Source organism: Afifella sp. IM 167, from assembly GCF_020144925.1.
Classification (GTDB): domain Bacteria; phylum Pseudomonadota; class Alphaproteobacteria; order Rhizobiales; family Afifellaceae; genus Afifella.
Genome location: NZ_NSLC01000002.1, coordinates 173998 through 190510 on the forward strand (window position 1 = coordinate 173998; position 16513 = coordinate 190510).

The following is a 16513-nucleotide window of genomic DNA, read 5'->3' on the forward strand; positions in this document are numbered from 1 at the left end:
TCCATCCCGGCAGTTGAACCCCCGAACAGAAAGGCCTGGAGCCGAAGGGGATTTATGCAAGATATGCTGTGGTGGAAGCGCGGGACGGTCTACCAGATCTATCCGCGCTCCTTTCAGGATTCGAATGACGACGGCATCGGCGATCTGGCCGGCATCCGTGAGCGGCTGCCATACCTGACCTGGCTCGGCGTCGACGCGATCTGGATCTCGCCTTTCTATCCATCGCCGATGGCCGATTTCGGCTACGACGTCGCCGATTACTGCGGTGTCGACCCGATGTTCGGCTCCCTCTCCGATTTTGACGCCCTGCTTGCCGACGCCCACGAGGCCGGGCTGAAAGTCATCCTCGATTTCGTGCCGAACCACACATCCGATCGCCATCCCTGGTTCGCCGAGAGCCGGTCGGATCGCGCCAGCCCGAAGCGGGACTGGTACATCTGGAAGGATCCGGCACCCGGCGGCGGGCCACCGAACAACTGGATTTCCAATTTCGGCGGCAGCGCCTGGCAATTCGACGAGATCACCGGCCAGTACTACTACCATGCCTTCCTAAAGGAGCAGCCGGACCTCAACTGGCGCAATCCCGATGTGCGCGCGGCCATGATGGACGTCCTGCGCTTCTGGCTCGAACGGGGCGTCGACGGCTTTCGCGTCGATGTCATCTGGCACCTGATCAAGGATGCCGGATTTCGCGACAATCCGGTCAATCCCGGCTGGAGCGAGAATGACCCGGAGATCGGCCGCCTCGTCCAGGCGTATTCCGCCGACCAGCCGGAGGTGCACGAGATCATCGCCGAGATGCGCGCCGTGCTGGAGGAATACGACGAACGCGTCCTGATCGGGGAGATCTACCTGCCGCTGGAACGCCTCGTCGCCTATTACGGCGAGGATCTCTCGGGCGCCCATCTGCCCTTCAATTTCCAGCTTCTGGAGACGGCCTGGCACGCCCGCCAGATCGACGGCATGATCCGCGAATACGAAGCCGCGCTGCCCCAAGGCGGATGGCCAAATTGGGTGCTCGGCAACCATGACCGCCAGCGCATTGCCGGCCGTGTCGGGACGGAGCAGGCGCGCGTGGCGGCGATGCTGCTGCTGACGCTGCGCGGCACCGCTACGCTCTATTACGGCGACGAGATCGGCATGCAGAACGTACCGATCCCGCCGGACCGCGTGCAGGATCCGTGGGAGAAGAACGAGCCGGGCCTCGGCTTCAATCGCGACGCCTACCGCACGCCCATGCAATGGGACGCCAGCGAGGGCGCCGGGTTCACGACGGCCGAGCCCTGGCTCCCCATCGACATGCGCGAGCCGGAACGCAACGTCGCCGACGAAAGGCAGGACGAGGGTTCCATGCTCTGCCTCTACCGCCGGCTCCTCGATCTGCGGCGCACGCGCCCGGCACTCGCCGTCGGCGCCTACCGCCCGGTGGAAGCGGAGGGCGACGTGCTCGCCTATTGCCGCGAGGAAGGCACGGAGCGCTTGCTCGTCGCCCTTAATCTTGGCGCCGAGCCGGCGGCCCTCTCCCTGCCGCCGGAGGCGCGCGGCGGGCGCATCGTCCTTTCCGTTCTCGGTAACCGCGAGGCGGAAAGCGTCGGCGAGGTTCTTTCCCTGCAAGGCAACGAAGCCGTGCTCCTGGAGTTCTCCGCCTGACGGAGGCGCCGGACGCCTCGTGAGGAAACCTGAAGAAGGAAGCCGGATGCTCGATCTCTGGTACAAGAATGCCGTCATCTACTGCGTCGATGTCGACGCCTATATGGATTCCGACGGCGACGGTGTGGGCGACTTCAAGGGGCTCGCAGACCGGCTCGACCATATCGAGGCGCTGGGCGCGACCTGCATCTGGCTGCTGCCTTTCTATCCGAGCCCGAACCGCGACAACGGCTACGACATCTCAGATTTCTACGGCGTCGATCCGCGCCTCGGCTCGCTCGGCGACTTCGTCAACTTCACCCGCGCAGCGAACGACCGCGGTCTGAAGGTGCTCGTCGACCTCGTCGTCAACCATACCTCGATCGATCATCCATGGTTCCAGTCGGCGCGCTCCGACCCCGACTCGCCCTATCGCGACTGGTACGTCTGGTCGGAGGAAAAGCCGGAGAACATCCATGAGGGGATCGTCTTCCCGGGCGTGCAGGAAGCGATCTGGACCTACGACCAGAAAGCCAAGGCCTGGTATCTCCACCGCTTCTACAAGCACCAGGCCGACCTCAACATCGCCAACCCGCGGGTGCGCGAGGAGATCGACAAGATCATGGGCTTCTGGCTGCAGCTCGGCGTCTCCGGCTTCCGGATCGACGCCGTGCCCTTCCTCATCGAGTATCTCGGGCTGAAGGAAAAGCCGCCGGAGGACCCGGCGGATTATCTCGCCGACATGCGCCGCTTCCTTTCCTGGCGGAAGGCGGAATCGGTGATGCTCGCGGAAGCCAATGTGACCATGAAGGACGTTGCCGACTATTTCGGGCCGGACGGCAACCGCATGCACATGGTGTTCAATTTCCTGCTCAACCAGCACACGTTTCTGGCCTTCGTGCGCGGCGATGCCGAACCGATCCGCCGCATCATGAACATCATGCCGGACCTGCCGGTAGAGGGGCAGTGGGGCTCCTTCCTGCGGAACCACGACGAGGTCGATCTCGGTCGGCTGACGTCGCAGGAGCGCAAGGAGGTCTTTGGCGCGCTGGCCCCGGATCCCGGCATGATCGTCTACGACCGCGGCATCCGGCGCCGTCTGGCGCCGATGCTGGAAGGCGACATCGCCCGCCTCAAGCTTGCCTATGCGCTGATGTTCGCGCTGCCCGGAACGCCGGTCATCTGGTACGGCGAGGAGATCGGGATGGGCGACGACCAGAGCCTGGAGGAGCGCAATGCCGTGCGTACGCCGCTGCAATGGTCGAACCGCAAGAATGGCGGCTTTTCCGTCGCCGATCCCGAAGACCTCGTCCGTCCGGTGCTCTCGAAGGGGCCGTTCCGGTACGAGAAGATCAATATCGAGGACCAGCGCTGCGAACCGGATTCGCTTCTGACCTTCATGGAGGAGCTCGTGCGCGTGCGCCGCGCCGAGCCCGAGATCGGCTGGGGCTACTGGCAGGTTCTCGATACCGATACCCGCATCCTGGGCCTGCGCTACGAATGGCAGGGCAACCGGCTCTACACCTTCCATAACCTCTCCGGGGAGGAGGTCGAGCTGGAGGCCCCGACCGGGGAGGCAGAGGCCATGAAGCCGGTTTTCTCCGGTCCTATCGACTATGCCTCCCTTGGCCCCGGCGAGAAGACCAAGCTGATGCCTCATGGCTATCTCTGGCTGCGGCCCGACGTGGAGAGGCGCTAGGGCAAAGAGCAGGTCGCGCTCGCACTTGATTAAGCAAGTTTGCGGGAAGGGCGGAGCCCGGCTCGTCTAGGACAGCCTCGCAAAGGCTTGCGCGGAGAGAGGTATGGTCGCCACCCCCTCGGCCGGGCAACGACGACGTGTATACCAAGCCTCTTTCGACCCAGATCCTGTGGCTCACGAGCCTGTTTGCGCTGCTGGCGCTGACGGGAACCCTTCTCGTCGTCGCCCGGGCAGTCACCCAGACCGACGCCGATGCGTTGGAGCGCCAGCGCATGCTGGTCGGCCGCGCCATCGCAGAAGAGGTCGCGAGCCTTTCCCAAGACCAGAAAAGCGTCGCCTCATGGGACGAGGCGGCGAGGCGGGTACGCGCCGATGACCGCGAATGGCTCCACGAGAACATCGGCCTTTGGATGCGCGACTACTTCCAGCACGATCGCACGATCATCCTCTCCGCGAAGGATGAGATTCTGGTGCAGGCGCGCTCCGACCGTTTAGCCGGCGGGCCGGCGGAAGATATGATCGCGGCTTTCGGTCCCCACCTTGCTGCGCTGCGCAGCGGTGCCACGACAGGAAAGCAGGAGAACGCCCGGCGTGGCATCACCCTGATCGACGGCCGTCCGGCGGTGGTCAGCGCGATCCAGATCGTTCCGCACTCCGCTCGCCTTGCGATCCGGCCGGGCGAGGAGGGCGTCCTTCTCTCCGCGGTCTTTCTCGACAGTGCCTTTCTCCAGCGGCTGCGCTCGGCCTATGCGCTCTCCGATGCCCGCATCCGCCTTACCAACACCGCACGCGCCTGGGAGACGGCGCTGCCGGTCACAGGCGGTCATGGCGCTCCCGTCGCCTATCTCGTCTGGGACCCGCGCCTTCCGGGTGAGCACCTTCTGAAGGCCATCCTGCCGACCGCCCTTTTCACCGGCCTCGTCGTCCTTTTCGTGGTCGGCCTCTACGCCCGTCACATCTATCGCAGTTCGGCCGCGCTGGAGGCGAGCGAGGTGCATGCGCGCCATCTCGCCTACCACGACGGCCTGACGGGGTTGCCGAACCGCGCTCACCTTCTCCATCGCCTCGACCGGCTCCTGCCTTTCTCCGGCGAGGATCGCGCCGTCCTCCTGTTTGTCGATCTCGACCGCTTCAAGGAGGTGAACGACACCTACGGCCATCAGGCGGGCGATGAGGTGATCCGCCAGTTTGCCGGGCGGGCGGAGCGCAATCTTTCGGGCGTCGACATGCTCGGCCGGCTCGGAGGCGATGAATTCGCCGTCCTCCTGCGCGGCGTCGCCTCGGAAGAAGAGGTCACGGCTTTCGCCGCGCGCATCCTTTCCTGCGGCTTCGATCCCTTCCTCGTGCCGGGCGGCAGCGCCACGATCGGTGTTTCGGTCGGCTACGCCTGGCTGGAGCCGGAGCTTTCCCGCAGCGAGGTGCTGCGCCGCGCCGACGTCGCGCTCTATGCCGCCAAGCGCGAAGGGCGCGGGCGCTTCTGCGCCTTCTCGCCGGAGACGGATGCAGCGATGCGAACACGGCGGCAGCTTGAGGACGAATTGCGCCTTGCGCTCGCCAGGGGCGGCGAGGGGCTCCTCGTCTATTACCAGCCGCTGCTTTCAGCGCGCGACGGTACTTTCGTCGGCGTCGAGGCGCTCGTCCGCTGGCAGCACCCGCGTCTCGGATTCGTCTCGCCGGCGCTCTTCGTGCCGATCGCGGAGGAATCGGGCCTCGTCTCCTGTCTCGACCAATGGGTGCTGGTGCAGGCCTGCCGCGATGCCCGCGCCTGGCCGGACCTCGTGCTCGCGGTCAATGTCTCGCCGCGCTCCTTCGAGCGCCCGGGTCTTGCCGCTCGCATCCGCACGACCCTGTCAGCAGAAGGCATTCATCCCCGGCGACTGGAGGTCGAGGTAACGGAAAGCCTCCTGCTTGCGGAGCACAGCCGAGCCCAGGCCGAGTTGCAGACGATGCGCCAGTCGGGCATCCGCATCGCTCTCGACGATTTCGGCACCGGCTATTCGAGCCTGTCGCGCCTGCGCACGCTCAAGGTCGACAAGGTCAAGATCGACCGCTCTTTCGTCATGGGCCTCGGCGAGACGGGCGGCTCGACGGCGATCATCGACGCCGTCATCGATCTCGGCCACGCACTCGGCGTGACGGTGCTCGCCGAAGGCGTGGAGACGGAACGCCAGCGCGAGCATCTGCGCACCGCCGGCTGCGACGAGCTGCAGGGCTTCCTCTTCTCGCCGCCGGTTCCGGCAGAGGAGATCAGCGCCATGCTGGAGGCGGAGTGGGAGCAGGGAGCGGCGTGAAGCTCTTCCCGGAGACTGGCGACATCGGCCATCGCGAGACTGAGGTGCAATCTGGTCTCATCTGCACCTGCTATTCCGTCCGGCCCAAACCTCAGTCCCCAACCTCACCCTTCACCCAGTCGGCATAAGCGGCGTTCACGCGCGGCGCTTCCAGTGTCAGGATTGCCGGCACCTCGTAGGGGTGCAGCCCGGCGACTTCTTTCCGCAGCGCAGCCTCGCGCTCCGGCGCGGTCTTCAGAATAAGGACGGCCTCGTTCTCCTCCTCGATCGCGCCTTTCCAGCGATAGAGGGAGATCATGGCGGGAAGGATGTTGGCGCAGGCGGCAAGCCGCGCCTCGACGGCCTTTGCGCCGATGCGCCTGGCCGTGTCGAGATCGGGGCAGGGGATGTAGAGGAGGGCGAGCCGGTTCGCCTCCGCCTCGCCGTCACGCGCGCTCATGGCCAAAGACTCCGTTTTGCCGAAGGCCGGCCTCGTGCTAGGCGGGCCAACGTTCCATTGGGCTGCTTCGACCGAACCATGCCACGCATCGCCATCATGTCCAGCGATTCCGCCGAGGCGCTCGAAGCCGCCGAGGTGCTGCGGGCCGCCTATGGCGAAGTGCCGCCCGACGAGGCGGACGTGATCGTCGCGCTGGGCGGCGACGGGCTGATGCTTCAGGCGCTGCACGCCCATATGGACGGCGGCAAGCCGATTTTCGGCATGAATCGCGGCTCCGTCGGCTTCCTGATGAACGAATACGCGCCCGAGGGGCTGATGGAGCGGCTGGAGGAAGCGAAATCCTCCACGATCCATCCGCTGCGTATGACGGTGCGCACCGAGGGCGGCGAACCCATCGAGGCCCGGGCCATCAACGAGGTGGCGCTGTTTCGCCAGTCCTACCAGGCCGCGAAGCTGCGCCTCGTCATCGACGGCCACGAGCGCCTCGCCGAGCTTATCTGCGACGGCATCCTGCTCGCCACGCCCGCCGGTTCGACGGCCTACAATCTTTCCGCCCACGGTCCGATCATCCCGATCAACGCCCCGCTGCTGGCGCTGACGCCGATCAGCCCGTTCCGGCCGCGACGCTGGCGCGGCGCGCTGCTGCCGGACCACGTGACGGTCACGATCACGGTGCTGGAGCCGGAAAAGCGGCCGGTCAACGCCGTCGCCGACCACACCGAGTTCAAGAGCGTTCGGGAGGTGGAGATCAAGGCCGACAAGAAGGCGACCGGCTACATCATGTTCGACCCGGACCATTCCTGGGACGAACGCATCCTTGCCGAGCAGTTCCGCTACTGATTCCCAGTCAAAGGGGGCCCGTCAGGCCGCGATACGGAACTGGCGGGCATAGCCGCGTGCCGCATCGCGCTTGGCCTCGAGCGCAAGGCGCCGCAGGAGCGCCAGAAGATCGTCGAGCTCGTGCGAAGGCCATGCGCCATAGCGCTCCAGGATGCCGTCGATGAGGCGTGTGGCGCGCCGATAATCGTGACCGGCGAGCTCTTCGGCCGGCAGATCCTGCATCGCCTCGAGCGCCGCTACGATGCCGGGCAGAACCGCGGCCGACAGGCCGGCCTGGCGCAGCAGGGCATGCAGCGCCGCGGAGCGCGGCGCGGCGAGAAGGGCACCCACGCGCCGGTGCGGCATGCCGGAGATTGCCGAAAGCGCTTCCTGGAAAAAGCCGAGCTGGCCGGCAACGAGCGAGCGCACCAGAAGGGTCGGCGTCAGCTCCTCGCGGTCGATCAGGCGCGAGACGAGCTGGGCGAGCGCAGCGGGCGTTGCCGTCTCGGCCATGGCGAGGGCGGATTTTTCCAGCGCTTCATCGGCGGCGGCACGGGCGCGCTCGGGCGAAAGCCAGCCCTTTTCGGTGACGAAGGCGCAGAGGCTGTCGGCGAGCGCTTCCACGAGTGCCTGGCGCACGGAAGCGGGCAGGTCTTCGCGGGCCAGCAACATCTCGCGCAGCTCCGCCTCATGGCCGAAGCGGGCGACCATGCGATCGAGCGAGAAGCGCGCCACATGGGCTTTCTCGTTGCACAGGAGCTCGATCACGGCATCGACATCGCCGACCTCGGCAATGGCGGCCGCGAGCGAGCGCGAGACGGGACGGCGGCGGGCAATGGCGCATTGGACGCTCGTCTCGCGAGTCGCCACGAGATCGACCAGCTCGGCATCGAGGAAGAGCGGCGAGGCTTCGAGCACCGTCGCCGCGATCTCGACATGGTCGTTGGCGAGCGCCAGCATGACGTGGTGCGGTGCCTTGCGGCTCGCAGCGAGCTCGCTGGCGAGCGCCATGCGCACCGAAAAATGCGGGTCGTCGAGGAGGATCGTCATGGCCGCTTCCAGCCCGTCGCGCTCGTCCTCGCTGAGCGGCGAGGTGAGGAAGGCACGGGCCAGCGCGCTGGCCGCTTCCGCGCGGCGCTTCGAGGCGGCGCTACCGATCCAGTTGAGAAAGCGTTCGACGATCATGTGGGCGAGTCTCCTGATGGAGATCGTGCACGGTGATGATTAATGATCGGTTCACTATAAGCGCACACCAAACGGCAATCATTCGGTTGCGTTCACGACCTGGGGAGAGAGGCGATGGCCGGGCTTTATTTCGAGGATCTGGAGGTCGGGCGAAGCTTCGCCCATGAGATCCGCCGCACGGTGACGGAGATGGACAACATGCTCTTCTCCACCCTCACGATGAACCCGCAGCCGCTCCACATCGACCGGCATTTCGCCGAACAGAGCGAATGGGGCCAGCCGCTGGTCAATTCGCTCTTCACGCTCGGCCTGATGATCGGCCTTTCGGTGCAGGAAACGACGCTCGGCACCACGCTCGCCAATCTCGGCATGAGCGAGGTGAAATTCCCCCATCCGGTCTTTCAGGGCGACACGATCCATGTGGAGACGGAAGTGGTCGGCCGGCGCGAATCGCGCTCGCGCCCGGAGGCAGGAATCGTGGAGTTCGAACACCGGGCCTATAACCAGGAAGACAAGCTTGTCGCTTCCTGCCGGCGCCAGGCCTTCATGCGCCGCCGCCCGGCGGAGGCCTGAGCATGCGCTCTTATCTCTTCGTTCCCGGCGACAGCGAGCGCAAATTGCAGAAGTCGCTCGCATCGGGCGCCGACGCGCTGATTCTCGACCTTGAGGATTCTGTCTCGCCGGACCGCAAGGGCGCAGCGCGCAAGCTGGTGAGCGAATTCCTCCTGGCACATCGCGGCAAGACGGCACCGGCGCTCTTCGTGCGCATCAACGCATTCGACAGCGGGCTTTCGGAGAGCGACCTCGAGCATGTCATGACCGGCGCCCCCTCCGGCATAGTCCTGCCGAAGGCGGCCGGCGGGGCGGACGTGGCGCTTCTATCCTCGCGTATCGCCGTCGGCGAGGCGCTCCACGGAATTGAGGACGGCGCGACGAGAATCCTGCCGATCGCCTCGGAGACGGCGCGGGCCGTTTTCTCGCTCGGCACGTATGACGAGGCGGGGCCGCGTCTTGCCGGCCTTGCCTGGGGCGGGGAAGATCTTTCGGCCGATATCGGCTCGCTCTCCACCAAGGAGGCAAATGGCGGGTGGACCGAGCCATACCGCCTGGTACGCAATCTCTGCCTCTTCGGCGCTGCCTCGGCGGGGGTCGACGCCGTCGATACGGTCTATACCGACTTTTCGGGCGCTGACGGCCTGCTGGCCGAATGCGAGGCGGCCGCGCGCGACGGCTTTGCCGGCAAGCTCGCCATCCACCCGAACCAGGTCGAGCTGATCAACCGCGCCTTCACGCCGAGCGAGGCGGCGATCAGCGAGGCACAGGCCATCGTCGACGCCTTTCGTCAAGCGGGTGGCGCCGGGGTGGTCGGTCTTGGCGGCAAGATGATCGACCGCCCGCACCTGAAACTCGCCGAGCGGCTTTTGAAGCGCGCCGGCAGGAACGACTAAAGCTCCGGTCGCACCATCTCGAAGAGCCCGGTGACGACCGCATAGTCCCGGTAGCCGCACCGTGCGATCGGCCGCGCCGCGGCGAGGTCGAAACGCCCGTCACGGATGAAGGCGTCGTCGACATAGATCGAGACGACCTCTCCGAAGACGACGATGTTACCCGACCATTGGCCGTCGAGGCCTGCGATGCGGTCGGTCTTCAGCAGTCTGCATTCCAGCGCCGTTGGCGCCGCTGCAACCCGCGGTGGCTTCACGACGCGGCTCTCCGCCATTGCCAGCCCGGCCTTTTCCGCCTCGCTGACGCCGTGCGGGTAGGGGGCGGAGGAATGGTTCATCGCCTCGCGCAGATCCCAGGTGGCGAGGCTGCAGACGAATTCGCCCGTCGCCTCGATGTTCGCCGCGCTGTCCTTCTCCCCGTAGGAGGAGAACATCACGATATGCGGGTGGTCGGAGATGGCGTTGAAGAAGGAATAGGGCGCGAGATTGAGCCTTCCGTCCTTGTCGAGGCTCGATATCCAGCCGATCGGGCGCGGCGCGACAATCGCCTTGAACGGGTCGTGCGGCAGGCCGTGGTCTTTATCGGCGGGCGTATAGTGCATGTCGGCTCCTACCTGGAGAAGAAGGTGGTGAGGGCGGAAAGATCGGGCCGGTCGCGCTCCGGCGTCGGCAGCTTCGGCGTGCCGATATGGACAAAGCCCGCCATGCGCTCCTCCGCTCCGAGGCCGAGCTCGGCGCGCGCGGCTGCGTCATAGGCGAACCATTGCGTGAGCCACTGCGCCCCGAAACCGTACGCGGCGGCGGCATGAAGAAGGTTCATGCACACGGCGCCGGCGGAAAGCTCCTGCTCCCAGATCGGGATTTTGGGATGCTCGGACGCTCTTGAGACCACGCCGACGACCAGCGGCGCCTCAGCAAAGGCGGCGGCCTTCGCCGCCTTGCGCTCGGCTTCTGCAGCGTCGGGGTCGCTCCGGCCGATCGCGGCGAGCGCCTCCGCCAGGATTTCGCGCTCCTGCTTGCCGTAGACGATGAAGCGCCACGGCGCGAGCTTGCCGTGGTCCGGCACGCGGGCGGCGATCTCCAGCATGGCAAAGAGCGCCTGGGCGTCCGGTCCGGGCGCGCCGAGCTGGACATTGGGGGTGCTTCGTCGTGTCTTCAGGTGGGAGAGAAGGTCGTGCATGGCCTGTCCGTACTGGCGGGGCTATTGTGCCGATCTTGAAATCGCCACGCTCGGCGGCTTACCACGTGATGACATCGATGAAACAGCGGTCTGTGATGATCCGCTTCGCCTGGCCATTCCTTTCGACCCTGCGCGTCCCCGCGATCCTGCTGGCCGGGCTGCTTGCCGCCGGCACCGCGCTGGCGCAGCAGCCGCCGTCCGGCCCCGAAATCGGCTTTCAGCCTGGAGGTCCGGGCCGGCCGGCCATGCCGGCGATGCCGGGAGGCCCTGGCGGCCCGCCGCCGCTGTTCGGCGCCTCTCCCTCGCCCGATGAGAGTGAAACGCCCCACAAACTCGACCTGCTGGGCCCCGAAAGCGACTTTCAGCTGCCCGGACCGGAGGAGACGATCGTCATCCCCGGCGGGACCAATGGCGAGGGCCAGCCGGTGATCGGCGGCACCCAGCTCACGCTGCATGCCAAGCTCACCGAGGACGGCGTACCGCTGGCGAAGGGGGTGACCTGGCGGATTTTCGATACCACGCCCGGCGCCGATGGCGCCCTGCCGCTCATCCAGAGCGTCGAGGGCGGCTCGGGCGCGCTCACTCTCCCGGCCGGCAGCTATCTCGTCCATGCCGCTTTCGGTCGTGCCGGGGCGACCCAACGCATCGAACTCGACGAAGCGCCGCTTGACGAGACGGTGGTGCTGGAAGCGGGCGGGATTCGTCTTTCGGCCGTCGTCGGCGACGACTTCCCTCTCGCCGCCGACAAGGTGACCTACGAGATTTACCGGCTGGTCGAGGACGGAGAGCGCGAGCTCATCACCCCCAACGCTCCCGCCGGGCGCATCGTGCGCCTGCATGCCGGCACCTACAATATCGTCAGCCGCTACGGCGGGCTCAACGCCGTCGTTCGTGCCGACATCGAGGTGAAGCCCGGCGAGCTAACGCAGGCCATCATCCATCACAAGGGCGCGGAGGTGACGCTGAAGCTCGTCGAGCAGGAAGGCGGCGAGGCGCTTGCCAATACGCGCTGGTCGGTGCTGACGCAGGGCGGCGACACGATCCACGAATCGGTCGGCGCGTTCCCGCACATCATCCTGACGGAAGGCGGCTACACCGCGGTCGCGCGCCATGGCGGAATTACCTATGCGCGCGATTTCGACGTGCGCTCCGGTGCCAACGGCGACGTGGAGGTTCGCCTCAGCGATGTCGTGCAGCCGGAAGGCGAGCGCCAGGCCCAGTAAGGGCCCGGCGCTCGTTTCGCGCGCTCCGGAAAGGTCAGGCGGCAGCGGCCGCCTTCGCTTCGCGGGCCGGCCGCAGATCGGGCGGCGTCGCCTCCGCGACAAGCGTTGCGATCGCCTGGTCGAGCGGCATCGTCGCCTGGTCCTTCTGGCCGAGGCGCCGCACCGAAACGGTGCCTTCTTCCGCCTCGCGGCGGCCGACGACCAGCATAGCCGGCACCTTGCCGACGGAATGCTCGCGGACCTTGTAGTTGATCTTCTCGTTCCGGAGATCGGCGACGGTGCGCAGCCCGGCGGCCCTGAGCTTCGCCGCGACCTCCTCGGCATAGCCGTCGGCCTCCGAGACGATCGTCGCGACGACGGTCTGCACCGGAGCGAGCCAGAGCGGCAGGCGTCCGGCATAATGCTCCAGGATGATGCCGATGAACCGCTCGAAGGTACCGAAGACGGCGCGGTGCAGCATGACCGGCCGGTGCCGCTCGCCGTCTTCTCCCACATAGGAGGCGTCGAGCCGCTCCGGCAGAACGTAATCGAGCTGATAGGTGCCGCACTGCCAGGTCCGGCCGATCGCGTCGGTCAGATGGAACTCCAGCTTCGGCCCGTAGAAGGCGCCTTCGCCGGGCGCGAACTCAAAATCGATGCCTGAGGCCCTGAGGGCATCGGCAAGCGACTTCTCGGCACGATCCCAGGTCGCGTCGTCGCCGGCGCGCACGTCGGGACGTGTGGCCAGCCGGTAGCGGATGTCGGTGAGGCCCATATCGGTGTAGACGCGAGAGAAGAGCTTCAGGAAGCGCTCCGTCTCGCCCACCACCTGCTCGTCGGTGCAGAAGATGTGCGCGTCGTCCTGAGTCATCTGCCGCACGCGCATCAGCCCGTGCAGGGCGCCATGCGCCTCGTTGCGGTGGCAGCAGCCGAATTCGGCCATGCGGATCGGCAGGTCGCGGTAGGACTTGATGCCCTGGCGGAAGATCTGCACATGCGCCGGGCAGTTCATCGGCTTCAGCGCCATCCAGGTGTCGACCTCGTCGGCGAGAACAGGCCCGCCTTCTTCGGTGGCCGGGATCTGGTCGGGCACGACGAACATGTTCTCGCGGAATTTCGACCAGTGACCGGATTTTTCCCAGAAGGAAGAATCGAGGAGCTGCGGGGTTTTCACCTCCACATAGCCGTCCTCGTCGAGGCGCCGGCGGATGTAGTCTTCCAGCACGCGCCAGACCGCATAGCCCTTCGGATGCCAGAAGACGGAGCCCTGCGCCTCCTCCTGCAGGTGAAAGAGGTTCATCTCGCGGCCGAGCCGGCGATGATCGCGCTTTTCGGCCTCCTCCAGCATGGTGAGGTAGGCGTCGAGCTCCTTGCGGCTGGCGAAGGCCGTCCCGTAGATGCGCTGCAGCTGCTGGCGCGAGGAATCGCCTCGCCAGTAGGCGCCGGCGAGCTTGGTCAGCTTGAAAGCCTCGCCCACCTGGCCCGTGGCCGGCATGTGCGGGCCGCGGCAAAGGTCGAACCACTCGCCCTGGCGGTAGATCTTGACGTCCTCGCCCTCAGGAATCGCATCGACGAGCTCGACCTTGAACTCCTCGCCCATCTCGCCGAAGACGCGCTTGGTATCGTCGCGAGACCAGACCTCCTTGGTGAAGGGGCTGTTGCGGGCGACGATCTCGCGCATCTTTTCCTCGATGGCAGCGAAATCCTCCGTCGAGAAGGCCTCCTCGCGGTAGAAGTCGTAGTAGAAGCCGTCCTCGATCACCGGGCCGATGGTGACCTGGGTGCCGGGAAAGAGGGTCTGCACCGCTTCGGCCAGGACATGCGCGCAGTCGTGGCGGATCAGTTCCAGCGCCGCCGGATCCTCGCGCGTGACGATCCTGACGACCGCGCCGTCGGGCAGCGGATCTGCGAGGTCGCAGAGCCGGCCGTCGATCTCGGTGGCGACGGCCTTCTTGGCGAGCGATTTGGAGATGGCGGAAGCAAGGTCTGCTCCGCTCGATCCGTCCGGCAGGTCGCGTTCCTGCCCGTCGGGAAGTTTGATCCGGCTCATGATCTCAGCGTTCGGGCCACGGGCCCGCTCCATCGGTATTCAGTCGCAAAAGCGGTCGGTGATGTGCCGGCCCGTCCACAGGCCGTAGCGCCACGGCCTATACCAGCGCCCGCCCTCGGGCAAGCGGGCGGGAACGGGGTCGAGCCCGTTCGAGCCGAAGGGATGGCAGCGCGAGAAGCGGGCAAGCCCCATCCATATTCCCGGCCATGCGCCGAAGCGGGAGATCGCCTCGCTCGTATATTCCGAGCAGCTGGGCAGATGCCGGCAGGTGCGCCCGAAGAGCGAGGAGAAGGTGAGCTGGTAGACCCGGATGATGCCGAGAAGCACGAGGGCCGCCGGCGAGCGGCTCCCGCCTCCTGCCGGCTCGGCGGAACTCGTCATCGCTCAGGCCGCCGCGGAAGCGTCCGGCCGGGACCCCGCCCGCTCGATCTGGTCGAGAGCGTCGACCACGGCGTCGAAGGTGAGCATCGTGGAGGCATGGCGCGCCTTGTAGTCGCGGACCGGCTCCAGGAACTTCAGATCCTCCCAGCGTCCCTGCGGGGGCGCGCCGTCCTCCTTCAGCATGGCAAGCATGTCGCGGCGCAGCTGCCGCAGTTCCTCGGGGGTCGAGCCGACGATGGTGCGCGCCATGATGGAGGAAGAGGCCTGCCCAAGCGCGCAGGCCTTCACCTCATGGGCGAAATCGCTGACGCGGCCATCTTCGAGCGACAGGTCGACGGTGACCGTGGAGCCGCAAAGCCGCGAATGCGCCTTGGCGCTGGCGTCCGGGTTTTCGAGACGGCCGAGGCGCGGAATGTTGCCGGCGAATTCGAGGATCCGGGCGTTATAGACGTCGTCGATCATCGTCCATTCTCCGCCAAGGGCTGGCCGCCCTTGGGCAAATTCGTTACTTCGCCTTATATAGGACCGAGAGGGCGGCGTCACACCCGCCCGGCCAAGCATCCGGCGCGACAATGGCGGCCGGCACGACAATGGCGGGAAGGACGCCCGGCGGCGCCTTCGAAAGGATTTGCGACATGGACAGCACGGTGAAGCTCTTCGCGGCGGCGACGCCTGGCAGGCGCCCGACGCGCGAGGAGGCAGAAGAGGCCGTGCGCACCCTGATTGCATGGCTCGGCGACGATCCGGCCCGCGAAGGCCTTCTCGACACGCCGCGCCGCGTTGTATCCGCCTACGAGGAACTCTATTCGGGCTATGCGCAGGATCCGGCCTCGCTGCTCTCCCGCACGTTCAAGGATGTCGGCGGCTACCAGGACATGGTGCTGGTGCGCGACATTCCCTTCTATTCGCACTGCGAACACCACATGCTGCCGTTCTACGGCAATGTGCACATCGCCTATTATCCGAGCGACGGCGTCGTCGGGCTGTCGAAGCTCGCCCGTGTGGTGGAGGCGTTTGCCCGCCGCCTGCAGACGCAGGAGACCATGACGGCCCAGATCTCCGAAGCTCTGGAAGAAACGCTCGGGCCGCGCGGCGTCGCCGTGATGATAGAGGCGCAGCATATGTGCATGTCGATGCGCGGCGTGCAGAAGCACGGCTCCTCGACCATGACATCGCGCTTCACCGGCCTTTTCCACGAGGAGCCGGCCGAGCGCGAGAAGTTCCTCAACCTCGTGCGCCCGACCACCCGCTAGGCCGAAAATGTCCGAGACTGCCCAGATTTCCTCTGGCGAGACCATCGAGGAGACAACAGCCTTTCGCCCCCGTTTCAATTCGGCGGGCGTCCTTCCATGCATCGCCCAGGACGCCGCGACGGGCGACGTGCTGATGCTCGCCTGGATGAACGAGGAAGCACTCTCCGCGACGCTTTCGACCGGCGTCATGCACTACTGGAGCCGCTCACGCGCGCGGCTTTGGAAGAAGGGCGAAACCTCCGGAGCCATCCAGACGGTGATCGAGCTTCGCATCGACTGCGACCAGGACACGTTGCTGGCGCGCGTCGAGGTCACAGATCGCACCAACACCTGCCACACGGGTCGCGGCGACTGCTTCTATCGGATCGTGGAAGGCGAGGGGGGCACGGCCCGTCTCAGCAAGGCGTAAGCCCCGCCCGGCTTCAGCTCGTCACGTATTCGCGGATCGAATCGGCCTCGCGCTGAACTTCGGCGATCCGCCGCTTCACCACATCACCGATCGAGACGATGCCGATGAGGTGACCGTCTTCCTCCACCGGCAGATGGCGGAAACGCTCGTTGGTCATCATCTCCATGAGCTCGTCCGTCGAATGGTTGAGGCGGCACGTGACGACGCGGCGCGTCATGAACGCCGTGACGGACTTGTCGAGCGCGCCAGCGCCCTGACTGGCCACCGCTGCGACGATGTCACGCTCGGAGAGAATGCCCTCGATGCGCTTGTTCCGGGTGACGACGACGGCGCCGATCCGGTGCTCGGCGAGCGAGACCGCGGCTTCCTTCACACTGGTTTCCGGCCCGCAAGTGACGACTTCGCCACCCTTTTCATTGATCATTTGACGAACGTTCATCCCGTTCCTCCCGTTCTCCTCGCGGCTTCCACTGCAGGAGCCGCGGCCAGGACGTCTCGCGACACGGGGCGTTCTTCGCCCTTCTTCGACAA

16 protein-coding genes and 1 pseudogene are annotated in these 16513 nt (G+C 66.3%); 9 read left to right on the forward strand and 8 right to left on the reverse strand.

The window, feature by feature from the left end; translation table 11 throughout:
• Positions 1 to 54 precede the first annotated feature (54 nt).
• The 3 genes from CLD20_RS03410 (at position 55) to CLD20_RS03420 (ending at position 5619) form a co-directional block, all read left to right on the forward strand.
• The gene (locus tag CLD20_RS03410; protein WP_224405192.1) at positions 55 to 1650 is read left to right on the forward strand and encodes an alpha-amylase family glycosyl hydrolase; all 1596 of its coding nucleotides are present in this window, start codon (positions 55 to 57) and stop codon (positions 1648 to 1650) included.
• 46 nt (positions 1651 to 1696) lie between these two features.
• Positions 1697 to 3328 (forward strand): alpha-amylase family protein, encoded by a 1632-nt coding sequence (locus CLD20_RS03415; RefSeq protein ID WP_224405193.1) that lies wholly within the window; start codon positions 1697 to 1699, stop codon positions 3326 to 3328.
• Between the two features lie 137 nt (positions 3329 to 3465).
• Positions 3466 to 5619 carry a bifunctional diguanylate cyclase/phosphodiesterase gene (locus tag CLD20_RS03420; protein WP_224405194.1) on the forward strand — a complete coding sequence of 718 codons (2154 nt, stop codon included), beginning with the start codon at positions 3466 to 3468 and terminating at the stop codon, positions 5617 to 5619.
• A 91-nt stretch (positions 5620 to 5710) separates the two neighbouring features.
• Here CLD20_RS03420 and cutA read toward each other — a convergent pair whose 3' ends face one another.
• A complete protein-coding gene (gene cutA / locus CLD20_RS03425) occupies positions 5711 to 6058 on the reverse strand; it encodes a divalent-cation tolerance protein CutA (RefSeq protein ID WP_224405195.1) in 348 nt (115 codons plus the stop codon).
• 78 nt (positions 6059 to 6136) lie between these two features.
• On the opposite strand from cutA, the gene CLD20_RS03430 reads away from it, so the two are divergent.
• A complete protein-coding gene (locus CLD20_RS03430) occupies positions 6137 to 6898 on the forward strand; it encodes an NAD kinase (protein ID WP_224405196.1) in 762 nt (253 codons plus the stop codon).
• Positions 6899 to 6919: 21 nt separating this feature from the next.
• On the opposite strand, the gene CLD20_RS03435 is transcribed toward CLD20_RS03430, so the two are convergent.
• Complete coding sequence (locus tag CLD20_RS03435; protein ID WP_224405197.1) at positions 6920 to 8062, reverse strand: DUF2336 domain-containing protein; 1143 nt, start codon at positions 8060 to 8062, stop codon at positions 6920 to 6922.
• 84 nt (positions 8063 to 8146) lie between these two features.
• Here CLD20_RS03435 and CLD20_RS03440 point away from each other — a divergent pair.
• Together CLD20_RS03440 and CLD20_RS03445 are read left to right on the forward strand one after the other, a co-directional pair.
• Positions 8147 to 8635, forward strand: a pseudogene (locus tag CLD20_RS03440) (MaoC family dehydratase); the annotation flags it as partial.
• Positions 8636 to 8637: 2 nt separating this feature from the next.
• Positions 8638 to 9510 (forward strand): CoA ester lyase, encoded by an 873-nt coding sequence (locus CLD20_RS03445; RefSeq protein ID WP_224405199.1) that lies wholly within the window; start codon positions 8638 to 8640, stop codon positions 9508 to 9510.
• Here CLD20_RS03445 and CLD20_RS03450 read toward each other — a convergent pair.
• A complete protein-coding gene (locus CLD20_RS03450; protein ID WP_224405200.1) occupies positions 9507 to 10109 on the reverse strand; it encodes a flavin reductase family protein in 603 nt (200 codons plus the stop codon). The genes CLD20_RS03445 and CLD20_RS03450 overlap by 4 nt on opposite strands.
• A gap of 8 nt (positions 10110 to 10117) precedes the next feature.
• Positions 10118 to 10687 carry a nitroreductase gene (locus CLD20_RS03455; RefSeq protein ID WP_224405201.1) on the reverse strand — a complete coding sequence of 190 codons (570 nt, stop codon included), beginning with the start codon at positions 10685 to 10687 and terminating at the stop codon, positions 10118 to 10120.
• A gap of 77 nt (positions 10688 to 10764) precedes the next feature.
• On the opposite strand from CLD20_RS03455, the gene CLD20_RS03460 reads away from it, so the two are divergent.
• Positions 10765 to 11910 (forward strand): hypothetical protein, encoded by a 1146-nt coding sequence (locus CLD20_RS03460; protein WP_224405202.1) that lies wholly within the window; start codon positions 10765 to 10767, stop codon positions 11908 to 11910.
• 34 nt (positions 11911 to 11944) lie between these two features.
• Here the strand turns inward: CLD20_RS03460 and thrS are convergent, their stop codons facing one another.
• The 3 genes from thrS to CLD20_RS03475 are packed head-to-tail and all read right to left on the reverse strand — an operon-like array spanning position 11945 to position 14782.
• Entirely contained in the window at positions 11945 to 13939 is a 1995-nt protein-coding gene (gene thrS / locus CLD20_RS03465) for a threonine--tRNA ligase (protein ID WP_224405203.1), read from the reverse strand.
• A 39-nt stretch (positions 13940 to 13978) separates the two neighbouring features.
• Complete coding sequence (yidD, locus tag CLD20_RS03470) at positions 13979 to 14320, reverse strand: membrane protein insertion efficiency factor YidD (protein ID WP_224405204.1); 342 nt, start codon at positions 14318 to 14320, stop codon at positions 13979 to 13981.
• A gap of 3 nt (positions 14321 to 14323) precedes the next feature.
• Entirely contained in the window at positions 14324 to 14782 is a 459-nt protein-coding gene (locus CLD20_RS03475) for an iron-sulfur cluster assembly scaffold protein (protein ID WP_224405205.1), read from the reverse strand.
• A 173-nt stretch (positions 14783 to 14955) separates the two neighbouring features.
• On the opposite strand from CLD20_RS03475, the gene folE reads away from it, so the two are divergent.
• Together folE and hisI are read left to right on the forward strand one after the other, a co-directional pair.
• Positions 14956 to 15573, forward strand: a complete 618-nt coding sequence (folE, locus tag CLD20_RS03480; protein WP_224405206.1) for a GTP cyclohydrolase I FolE — start codon at positions 14956 to 14958, stop codon at positions 15571 to 15573.
• Between the two features lie 7 nt (positions 15574 to 15580).
• Positions 15581 to 15982 (forward strand): phosphoribosyl-AMP cyclohydrolase, encoded by a 402-nt coding sequence (hisI, locus tag CLD20_RS03485; protein WP_224405207.1) that lies wholly within the window; start codon positions 15581 to 15583, stop codon positions 15980 to 15982.
• A 13-nt stretch (positions 15983 to 15995) separates the two neighbouring features.
• Here hisI and CLD20_RS03490 read toward each other — a convergent pair whose 3' ends face one another.
• Positions 15996 to 16421 carry a CBS domain-containing protein gene (locus CLD20_RS03490; protein ID WP_224405208.1) on the reverse strand — a complete coding sequence of 142 codons (426 nt, stop codon included), beginning with the start codon at positions 16419 to 16421 and terminating at the stop codon, positions 15996 to 15998.
• Positions 16422 to 16513: the final 92 nt, after the last annotated feature.

Bases quoted from the DNA above. Each gene is read 5' to 3' on its own strand.
- CLD20_RS03475 (WP_224405205.1), bottom strand. From the start codon at position 14,782: ATGATCGACGACGTCTATAACGCCCGGATCCTCGAATTCGCCGGCAAC.
- CLD20_RS03445 (WP_224405199.1), top strand. From the start codon at position 8,638: ATGCGCTCTTATCTCTTCGTTCCCGGCGACAGCGAGCGCAAATTGCAG.
- thrS (WP_224405203.1), bottom strand. From the start codon at position 13,939: ATGAGCCGGATCAAACTTCCCGACGGGCAGGAACGCGACCTGCCGGAC.
- CLD20_RS03450 (WP_224405200.1), bottom strand. From the start codon at position 10,109: ATGCACTATACGCCCGCCGATAAAGACCACGGCCTGCCGCACGACCCG.
- CLD20_RS03430 (WP_224405196.1), top strand. From the start codon at position 6,137: ATGCCACGCATCGCCATCATGTCCAGCGATTCCGCCGAGGCGCTCGAA.
- cutA (WP_224405195.1), bottom strand. From the start codon at position 6,058: ATGAGCGCGCGTGACGGCGAGGCGGAGGCGAACCGGCTCGCCCTCCTC.
- hisI (WP_224405207.1), top strand. From the start codon at position 15,581: ATGTCCGAGACTGCCCAGATTTCCTCTGGCGAGACCATCGAGGAGACA.
- CLD20_RS03415 (WP_224405193.1), top strand. From the start codon at position 1,697: ATGCTCGATCTCTGGTACAAGAATGCCGTCATCTACTGCGTCGATGTC.
- folE (WP_224405206.1), top strand. From the start codon at position 14,956: ATGGACAGCACGGTGAAGCTCTTCGCGGCGGCGACGCCTGGCAGGCGC.
- CLD20_RS03455 (WP_224405201.1), bottom strand. From the start codon at position 10,687: ATGCACGACCTTCTCTCCCACCTGAAGACACGACGAAGCACCCCCAAT.
- CLD20_RS03435 (WP_224405197.1), bottom strand. From the start codon at position 8,062: ATGATCGTCGAACGCTTTCTCAACTGGATCGGTAGCGCCGCCTCGAAG.
- yidD (WP_224405204.1), bottom strand. From the start codon at position 14,320: ATGACGAGTTCCGCCGAGCCGGCAGGAGGCGGGAGCCGCTCGCCGGCG.
- CLD20_RS03410 (WP_224405192.1), top strand. From the start codon at position 55: ATGCAAGATATGCTGTGGTGGAAGCGCGGGACGGTCTACCAGATCTAT.
- CLD20_RS03490 (WP_224405208.1), bottom strand. From the start codon at position 16,421: ATGAACGTTCGTCAAATGATCAATGAAAAGGGTGGCGAAGTCGTCACT.
- CLD20_RS03460 (WP_224405202.1), top strand. From the start codon at position 10,765: ATGAAACAGCGGTCTGTGATGATCCGCTTCGCCTGGCCATTCCTTTCG.